The sequence below is a fragment of the Cellulomonas biazotea genome (genome assembly GCF_004306155.1).
In the GTDB taxonomy this organism is placed as follows: domain Bacteria; phylum Actinomycetota; class Actinomycetes; order Actinomycetales; family Cellulomonadaceae; genus Cellulomonas; species Cellulomonas biazotea.
The window spans coordinates 1-9,320 of the sequence record NZ_BIMR01000057.1; the positions used below are offsets into that span (position 1 = coordinate 1).

8 protein-coding genes are annotated in these 9,320 nt (G+C 74.4%); 1 reads left to right on the forward strand and 7 read right to left on the reverse strand.

From position 1 onward, the window contains the following. From CBZ_RS05085 to CBZ_RS05115, 7 genes are all read right to left on the reverse strand, one after another. Positions 1–1,326 (reverse strand): FHA domain-containing protein (locus CBZ_RS05085; protein WP_130780506.1); only part of this gene is annotated, 1,326 nt, incomplete at its 3' end. After that, positions 1,323–2,237, reverse strand: coding sequence for a PP2C family protein-serine/threonine phosphatase (locus tag CBZ_RS05090; protein ID WP_130780507.1), 915 nt, complete (start codon positions 2,235–2,237; stop codon positions 1,323–1,325). The genes CBZ_RS05090 and CBZ_RS05085, both read right to left, overlap by 4 nt. Positions 2,238–2,332: 95 nt before the next feature. Then, entirely contained in the window at positions 2,333–3,940 is a 1,608-nt protein-coding gene (locus tag CBZ_RS05095) for an alpha/beta hydrolase family protein (RefSeq protein WP_130780508.1), read from the reverse strand. Positions 3,941–3,942: 2 nt separating this feature from the next. Then, positions 3,943–4,857 (reverse strand): GTPase Era, encoded by a 915-nt coding sequence (gene era, locus CBZ_RS05100; RefSeq protein WP_130780509.1) that lies wholly within the window; start codon positions 4,855–4,857, stop codon positions 3,943–3,945. Further along, entirely contained in the window at positions 4,854–6,173 is a 1,320-nt protein-coding gene (locus tag CBZ_RS05105; protein ID WP_130780510.1) for a hemolysin family protein, read from the reverse strand. The genes era and CBZ_RS05105 overlap by 4 nt, the downstream gene beginning before the upstream one ends. Beyond that, on the reverse strand, positions 6,170–6,622 hold the full coding sequence (gene ybeY, locus CBZ_RS05110; protein ID WP_130780511.1) for an rRNA maturation RNase YbeY: 453 nt from the start codon (positions 6,620–6,622) through the stop codon (positions 6,170–6,172). Before ybeY ends, CBZ_RS05105 begins: the two co-directional genes overlap by 4 nt. Further along, positions 6,619–7,626: a PhoH family protein gene (locus CBZ_RS05115; RefSeq protein ID WP_130780512.1), complete on the reverse strand. Its 1,008-nt coding sequence runs from the start codon at positions 7,624–7,626 to the stop codon at positions 6,619–6,621. The genes ybeY and CBZ_RS05115 overlap by 4 nt, the downstream gene beginning before the upstream one ends. Positions 7,627–7,879: 253 nt before the next feature. Between CBZ_RS05115 and CBZ_RS05120 the strand changes: the two genes are divergently transcribed. Next, positions 7,880–9,320 (forward strand): pyruvate, phosphate dikinase (locus CBZ_RS05120; protein WP_130780513.1); only part of this gene is annotated, 1,441 nt, incomplete at its 3' end.

Sequence of the window (9,320 nt, forward strand, 5' to 3'; positions counted from 1 at the left end):
CCCCGGGTGCAGGCGCCGCGCGCCCTCGCCGGCCCGCGACACGTGCACGCCGTTGGTCGAGTCCAGGTCGGTGACGAGCACGTGCTCGCCCTCGACCCGCACCTCGGCGTGGGTGCGGGAGATGTCCTGCTGCGGGCTCGGCACCGTGACGAGCCGCGGGAGCTCACGGTTGGTCACGCGGGCCACCTGCGGCGCACGCCCGAGCAGCACCGCACGGTCGAGCGTGACGACCAGGCCGGTCGACAGGTGCAGACGGGCCGGCTCGACGGGCGCGGGCACGTGGAACGGCCCGGGCACCTCGTCCGACGCCCAGCTCGGGAGCTGGTCGCGGATCGCGGCCAGGTCCGACGAGAGGATCGTCAGGCCGTCGTGGTCGTCGGGCGAGGCGGGCGGCACGTCGGGCTCGCCCGCGTCGACGACGGGGAGCAGCTCGACCTTGCCGAGCCGGTCGGGCTGCACCAGGAACGACTCGGCGGCCGCGACGACGTCGTAGGGCGCGACGGGCGCACGCAGCGGCCGGTCGTCGGCGGCCTCGGGGCGGTCGGGCTCGATGGACGGCACGACGGTCGCCTCGACCTGCGCCACGGGGGTCTCCGCGACGTCGAGGACCTCCGTCACCGGGGCGGTCTCGTGCTCACCGTCGGACGCTGCCGCGTGGCGCGCGGGCTCGTCGTCTGCCGGCTCGTCCCGCACGACCGCGGAGGGCTCCGACGGCGCGTCGTCCGGCTCGACGTCCGGCACGAGCACGGGCTCGTCGACCGGCTCGGCCACGGCCTCGTCGACCGGCTCCACCACGGGCTCGTCGGCCGGCTCGGCCGCGAGTTCGACGACCGGCACCACGACGGGCTCGGCCACGGGCTCGGCGACCGGCTCCACGACGGGCTCGGGCACGACGACCTCGGCGACGTCGACCCGCACCGCGCCCGCAGGCGCGACGCCGTCGACGAGCGGCAGCGTGGGACCGTCGGCGGTGTCCGCCGTACGTGCCACGAGCACCCCGACGGACTCGAGGACCTGCTCCGACCACGTGCGCACGGCACCGGCCCGCTGGACCTGGCGCGTGCCGTCGGTCTCGGTGACCTCGACGACCACGTCGCCGCGCAGCGCGAGGTAGACGCGCGTGCCGTCGACGGACGCGACGGCGAACGGCGGCAGGGCGGCGAGCCCGTCCCGGGCGAGCACGTCGAGGGCCGCGACGACACCGAGCGGGGCGGCGTCCCACAGCGCGCGGGCGAGCCCCGCGTCGGCCCCGGGACCGACCAGCGCGACGAAGCCCGGACGGACCACGGCCGTCCACTCGCCGGCGGTGTACTGGGGCACGCTCATCTGGGGCTCTCCTGGTCGAAGGCGTCGGTGGACGCGGACGGTGCGGCACCAGCATCGTCCGTCGTGGCGGGGTCCGGTGACGAGGGCCGCGCGGGCGAACGTGGCACCGTCGCCCCGTTGAGCATCTCGTCCCACAGGTGCGGCCCGAGGTCGGCACCGAGCCGCGGGACGGTGATGTGGACGTCGTCGTGCGCGCCGCCCGCGGTCGCGACGTCGACGACGACGGCGCTGACGTTGTCGCGCGCACCGCGCGTCAGGGCGTGCCGGACGAGGGACGTCGCGGCGTCCTGCGGGTCGGCGGTCGCGCCCAGCACGGCGGCGATGTCGGTGTCGGCCAGCTCGCGGGTGAGCCCGTCGGTGCAGATGAGCAGCCGGTCGGTGAGGCCTGCGGGCAGCAGCCAGTAGTCGGGCTCGGGAGCCTCGCCGGTGCCGAGCGCGCGGGTCAGCACGTGCCGCTCGGGGTGGGTCTCCGCGTCGCTCGCGGTGATCTCGCCGAGGTCGATGAGCTCCTGGACGACCGAGTGGTCGACGGACACCTGCTCGAGGACCTCGTCGGACCAGCGGTACACGCGCGAGTCGCCGACGTTGAAGACGAGCCAGTACGACCCGCCCTCGTGCTCGGTGACGGCGACGCCGGACACGGTCGTCCCGCCGCGGCGGCCGCCGGTGAACTCGCCGCGGATGCGCGCGGCGGTGCGGGTGAAGCAGGCGTGGATGTCGTCGGCGGTCGCGGCGAGCTGGCCCGCGAGCTGCGCGAACTCCTCGACGGCGATGCGGCTCGCGAGGTCCCCCGCGTCGTGCCCGCCCATGCCGTCGGCGACGAGGAAGACCGGCGGGTACGCCAGCAGCGCGTCCTCGTTGACCTCGCGGACGAGCCCCCGATCGGTCGCCGAGCCCCAGGACGTGCGCACGCAGCCCCCTTCCCCGGTCCGGACGACACGCGTGGTCGTCGGCGCACATGGTGCCTCACTGCGGGCGGTCCGGCACAACTCGGACCGACCGTCGGTCAGATGCCCAGCTGGAACACGCCCCAGTAGGCCAGGACGACGAGCAGCACGCCCGACCCGACGACGACCGCCCACCCGGCGGCCGTGCGCAGCACGCCGCGCGCGACGGGCACGTGCACGACGCGCAGCCGGTGCACGCGCCGGGCGAGCAGCACGCCCGCGACGACGACCGCGATCCCGAGGATCCGGACGCCCAGCCAGCCGCCCTGCACGACCCAGTCGTTGCGCTCGTAGTCGAGCGCGAGCCGCGCGATGGACACGAGGTACACCACGAGGGCGACGACCGTCAGGAGGACACCGGCGCCGAGCGCGGCCAGCCGGACCGCGACACCGGGCCCGAAGCGCGCCGGGGCGGGCCGGGGACCGTCGGGTGCGGCCGGCTCGACATCACCCGTTCGGCGTAGTCGCGCGGTGACCGCCTCGGCACCACGCGCACCGCCGACCAGGAGCGGCGCGAGCAGGATGAGCCCCGCCGCCGCGGCGACGGTCCCGAGCACGACGTCGCCGTCGCGCAGCCACCACGGCTCGGGCACGGGTGTCGCGACGTACGTCTGCACGGGCTGGGCGCCCGCGATGCGCGGCTGGCTCGCGGCGGTGCCGGGCAGGCCGCGCACCCAGCCGGACAGGTCCGCGAGGAACTGCGCGGACACGTCGCCACCGACGCGGATGCCGTGGTTGGCGCCCTCGTAGTAGCGGACGGTCACGTCGCCGTTCCCGCCGATCGCGGTGTCCCGGATGATCTGCTCGGCACCCTGCACCGTCGGCATGGACGCGTCGCCCGTGCCGTAGACGACGAGCACCGGCTGCGTCATGCGGCGCTGGTACGGCGTGACGTCGAAGTCGGCGTACTCGAACCCGCCGCCCGGCAGGGACATCCCGACGGCCCGCGGGATGGCCCGGAACACCCCGTGCGGCACACCGGTGTTGCGCAGGTAGGAGTCGACGGCGAAGGCGGCCTGCTCGCGCGGCGGCACGACGGGCGACGACACCAGCACGACGAACCCGAGGTCGGGGTCCTCGGCGGCCATCACGGGCGCGATCCAGCCGCCCTCGCTCTCGGCGTAGATGCCGACGCGGTCCGCGTCGACGTCGTCGCGCGCGCGCAGGACGTCGACGGACGCGCGGTAGTCGGCCGCCATCTGCACGTAGTCGCGGTGCCGCGTCGTGTAGGTGTCGAGCCGCTTGTCGGGCACCATCGCGACGACGCCTGACGCGGCGAGCGCGCGCGCCTGCTCGACGAAGGCGACCTCGAACCGGCCCGTCCCGGCGCCGTGCACGAACACGACCCCGGGGGCGGGCTCGTCGAGGCCGACGGGGACGCTCACCTGCGCCTGCACGGTCGCGCCGTCGAGCTGGACCTCGACGATGCTCGTCTCCACGTCGTAGGTCCGCGCCGGCGGAGCGTCGCCGACCGCGGTCGAGCTCGTCTGGACCGTGAGGGGGTCGGTGAGGGGCACGGGGTCCCACTGCGGGCCCATGACGGCCCCGAGCCCGGCGAGGACGACGACCCCGAGCGCGGTGCTCGCGAGGACCCGGTACGGCGCGCCGCCGCGCCGCTCACCGGCCTCGACGCGCCGCTCGGGGGTGCGTGGTCCTCGCCGCAGCACGATCAGAACCCCAGCCTGCCGAGCTGCTTCGGGTCGCGCTGCCAGTCCTTGGCGACCTTGACGTGCAGGTCGAGGAACACGCGCGCACCGAGCAGGGCCTCGATGCCGCGGCGCGCCTGGCTGCCGACGTCGCGCAGGCGCGCGCCGCCCTTGCCGATGACGATCGCCTTCTGGCTGTCGCGCTCGACGAACAGGTGCACGCGCACGTCGAGCATCGGGGTGCCGTCGGCGGTCGGCGTCTCGCGCGGGACGATCTCGTCGACGACGACCGCGAGCGAGTGCGGGAGCTCGTCGCGCACGCCCTCGAGCGCGGCCTCGCGGACGAGCTCGGCGACCATGACGGCCTCGGGCTCGTCCGTGAGCTCGCCCTCGGGGTACAGCGCGGGGCCCTCGGGCAGGTGCCCGACGAGGACGTCCTCGAGGACCTTGACCTGGTACCCGGACACCGCGGACACCGGGACGATGTCGGCCCACTCGCCGAGGTTCTGCACCGCGAGCAGGTGCTCGGCGAGACGCCCCTTGCCGACGAGGTCGCCCTTCGTCACGACGGCGACGACCGGCGTGCCGCGGCCGTCGCGGGCCAGCTCGGTGAGCTGCTCGGCGATGAACCGGTCGCCGGGACCGACACGCTGGTCGGCCGGCAGGCAGAAGCCGACGACGTCGACCTCCGTGAGGGTGTCCTTGACGAGGTCGTTGAGCCGCTCCCCCAGCAGCGTGCGCGGACGGTGCAGCCCCGGGGTGTCGACGAGCACGAGCTGCGCGTCCTCCCGGTGCACGATCCCGCGCACCGTGTGGCGGGTCGTCTGGGGACGGCCGGACGTGATCGCGACCTTCTGCCCGACGAGGGCGTTGGTGAGCGTCGACTTGCCCGCGTTGGGGCGGCCGACGAAGCAGGCGAATCCTGAGCGGAAGGTCATCGGGTGGCTCCGTGCTGGTCGGTGGGCACGCCTTCCGCGGGCGTGCTGGTGGGTGGGTCGGTCGGGTGCGCGAGGCTGACGAGCACCGTCGACAGCGTGCGGCGGCGACCCCGGGCGTGCTCGGCGACGAGGTGCAGCCCGTGGATGTCGCCGGCGGAACCGGGCAGCGGGACCTTGCCGAGCGCCTTGGCGAGCAGCCCGCCCGCGCTGTCGACGTCCTCGTCCTCGACGTCGAGCCCGAACAGCTCCCCCAGCTCGTCGCGGCCGAGCCGGGCGGGGACGCGGTAGACGCCGTCGCCGAGGTCCTCGACCTCGGGGGCGCTCGGGTCGTGCTCGTCGGTGAGCTCGCCGACGATCTCCTCCAGGGCGTCCTCGATGGTGACGAGCCCGGCGATGCCGCCGTACTCGTCGACGACCATCGCGATGTGCGACGAGCCGGCCTGCAGCTCGCGCAGCAGCTCGTCGACGGGCTTGGACTCGGGCACGAAGACGGCGGGTCGTGCGAGGGCGTGCACGGGGGTCGCGAGCAGCGCGTCGGCGTCCGGGTCGGCGACGCCCGGTGCGAGGCGCAGCCGCCGGACGACGTCCTTGAGGTACAGCACGCCGCGCAGGTCGTCGACGGAGTCCCCGACGACAGGCACCCGCGAGAACCCGGACCGGCGCAGCAGCGCGAGCGCCTTGTGCACGGGCGTGTCGGCGTGCGCGGTGACCATGTCGGTCCGCGGCACCATGACCTCGCGCACGAGCGTGTCGCCGAGCTCCAGGACGGAGCGGAACATGTCGCGCTCGTCGTCCTCGATGACCTCGGACTCGCTCACGCGCTGCACCATCTCGCGCAGCTCGTCCTCGTCCTGCGCGGGTCCCGCGTACGACGCGGCACGCCCGAGACCGCCGAACGCGACGGTCACGGCGACGAGCGGGCGGGACAGCAGCGCGACGGTCGAGACCGGGTGGGCCCGGCCGATGCTGCGCGGGCTGACCCGCACCAGCAGGAACGCGACGACGGCGACCAGCGCGACGGTGACGAGCAGCACCGCCCACCAGGTCAGCGAGCCGGACGCGACGACGAGCGTCAGGCAGACGGTCGCGGTCATCTCGGCGAGCAGCCGGACGAACGACGCGGCCGCGACGACCCGCGTGTGGTGCTCGACGAGCCGCTGCACGCGGGCCGCGGCGTGGTGGCCGTCGGCGACCAGCTCGGTGACGGCGGCGCGCGAGACGCGGGCGACCGCGACCTCACCGGCGGACATCGCGGCCGCGAAGGCGATGCCGAGCACCGCCAGCGCGACCAGCAGCCCGACGGGGACGTCGGTCATCGACCCGCCAGGAACGTCAGCAGCAGCCGGCGCTGGAGGGCGAACATCTCCTTCTCCTCCTCCGGCTCGACGTGGTCGTAGCCGAGCAGGTGCAGGATGCCGTGCGTCGTCAGGAGCAGGAGCTCCTCGGCCGTCGAGTGCCCGGCGGTGCGGGCCTGCTGCGCGGCGACCTCGGGGCACAGCACGACGTCGCCGAGCAGCCCGGCGGGCGTCTGCTCGCCCTCGCGGCCGGGGCGCAGCTCGTCCATCGGGAACGACAGGACGTCGGTCGGCCCGGGCTCGTCCATCCACTTGACGTGCAGGTCGGTCATGACGTCGGTGCCGACGAGCATGATCGACAGCTCGGTCTGCGGGTGCACGTGCATCGCGTCGAGCACGAACCGCGCGAGGGCCGCGAACTCCGCCTCGTCGACGTCGAAGCCCGACTCGTTGTTGACCTCGATGCTCATCGGGTCCCGCTCCTGTCCCAGCGCGCGTACGCGTCGATGATGTCGCTGACGAGCCGGTGCCGGACGACGTCGGAGGACGACAGCCGGCAGAACGCGACGTCGTCGACGTCGGTGAGGATCTGCTCCACGACCCGCAGGCCCGACGTGGTCCCGGACGGCAGGTCGACCTGCGTGACGTCGCCGGTCACGACGACGCGCGACCCGAAGCCGAGGCGCGTGAGGAACATCTTCATCTGCTCGACGGACGTGTTCTGCGCCTCGTCGAGGATGATGAACGAGTCGTTGAGGGTGCGCCCGCGCATGTACGCCAGCGGCGCGACCTCGATCGTGCCGGCCTCCATGAGCCGCGGGATCGACTCGGGGTCGACCATGTCGTGCAGCGCGTCGTACAGCGGCCGCAGGTACGGGTCGATCTTCTCCGAGAGCGTGCCGGGCAGGAACCCGAGCCGCTCCCCCGCCTCGACGGCCGGGCGGGTGAGCACGATGCGGTTGACCTGGCGGGCCTGCAGCGCCTGCACGGCCTTCGCCATCGCGAGGTACGTCTTGCCGGTGCCCGCCGGGCCGATGCCGAACGTCACGGTGTGCCGGTCGATCGCGTCGACGTACTCCTTCTGCCCCGACGTCTTGGGCCGGATCGTGCGGCCGCGCGCGGTGAGGATGTTGAACGTCAGGACGTCGGCCGGGCGCGCGGTGGAGCCGGCGCTCAGCATCGCGACGGAGCGGGTGACGACGTCCGGGGTCAGCGGGGTGCCGCTCGCGGCCATCTCGACGAGCTCGTCGACGAGGCGGGCGACGAGCGCCACGTCGCCGACCGGGCCCGCGAGGGTGACCTCGTTGCCGCGGACGTGCACGTCGACGGTGGTGAAGCCGGACTCGATCGCGCGGAGCACCTCGTCGCGCAGGCCCAGGAGCTCGACCATCGACACGTCGGCCGGGACGCTGATGCGGTGCTCGACACGCGCGGGAGATCCGGCCTGGCGAGGGTTGGGGGTCGACTGCGTCATGGGGTCGGCGTGCGCCGTGCGCTCCTTCTCTCGGGCGTCGCCCTGCGGGGACGCGTCGCTCCCCGGGCGGGATCGACCCCCAGTCTACCGGCGTGTCGCACGCGGACGCCGAGCGCAATACCGCACGAGCACGGCCCGCGGGCGGGCCCGGGCCGCGCCACCCGGGACCTTCGGACTGGGCGACGCCGCCGGCCGGGGACAGACTGGCGGGGAGGGCCGGGCAAGGGCGCCCGGCCGCACCCGGAGGTGCGCGGTGGCGACGTACGTGTGGGACTTCACGCAGGGCGACAAGGACCAGAAGGACCTGCTGGGCGGCAAGGGCGCGAACCTCGCCGAGATGACCCGCCTGGGCCTGCCGGTGCCGCCGGGCTTCACCATCACCACCGAGGCGTGCCGGGCGTTCATGCGCACGGGCGCGGTGCCGCGCGAGCTCGCGGTCGAGGTGACGACCGCGCTGCGGCGCGTCGAGGACAGCCTCGGCCGGCGCTTCGGCGACCCGGACGACCCGCTGCTCGTGTCGGTGCGGTCGGGGGCCAAGTTCTCGATGCCCGGGATGATGGAGACGGTCCTCGACGTCGGCCTCAACGACACGACGGTGCACGGCCTGGCCCGGTTCAGCGGCGACGAGCGGTTCGCGTGGGACTCCTACCGGCGGCTCGTGCAGATGTTCGGGCGCACGGTCCTCGGCATCGACGGCGCGCTGTTCGCCGACGCGCTCGACGCCGCGAAGACGGCCCGCGGCGTGACGTCCGACGTCGACCTCGACGCGGGCGCCCTGCGCGAGCTCGTCGGGACGTTCCAGGAGATCGTGCGCGCGCAGTCGGGGCGCCCGTTCCCGCAGGAGCCACGCGAGCAGCTCGACCTGGCGATCGTCGCGGTGCTGGGCTCGTGGAACACCGAGCGCGCGCGCCTGTACCGGCGCAAGGAGCGCATCCCCGACGACCTCGGGACGGCCGTCAACGTCGTGCCGATGGTGTTCGGCAACCTCGGCCCGACGTCGGGCACGGGCGTGGCGTTCACGCGCGACCCCGCGACGGGCAAGACGGGGAACTACGGCGACTACCTGGCCAACGCGCAGGGCGAGGACGTCGTCGCGGGCATCCGCAACACGCTGAGCCTGGAGGACCTCGCGGGGCTCGACCCCGCCGCGTACGGCGACCTGCGGCGCGCGATGCGGCAGCTCGAGACGCACTACCGCGACCTGTGCGACATCGAGTTCACGATCGAGCGCGGCACGCTGTGGATGCTGCAGACCCGGGTCGGCAAGCGGACCGCGCCCGCGGCGTTCCGGATCGCCACGCAGCTCGTCGACGAGCACCTCATCACGCTCGACGAGGCGCTCGCACGGGTCAGCGGCGCGCAGCTCTCGCAGCTGCTGTTCCCCCAGTTCTCGGCGGACGCCGACCGCACGCTGCTCGCCCGCGGGATGGCTGCTTCCCCCGGTGCCGCGGTCGGCGCCGCCGTGTTCGACTCCGCGACGGCGCAGGAGCGTGCCGCGCGCGGCGAGGACGTCGTCCTGGTGCGGCGCGAGACGAACCCCGACGACCTCGGCGGCATGATCGCCGCGGTCGGGGTGCTCACGGCGCGCGGCGGCAAGACGTCGCACGCGGCCGTCGTGGCGCGCGGCATGGGCCGCACGTGCGTCGTCGGCGCGGAGGCGATCGACATCGACGCCCTCGCGCGCTCGTTCCGGG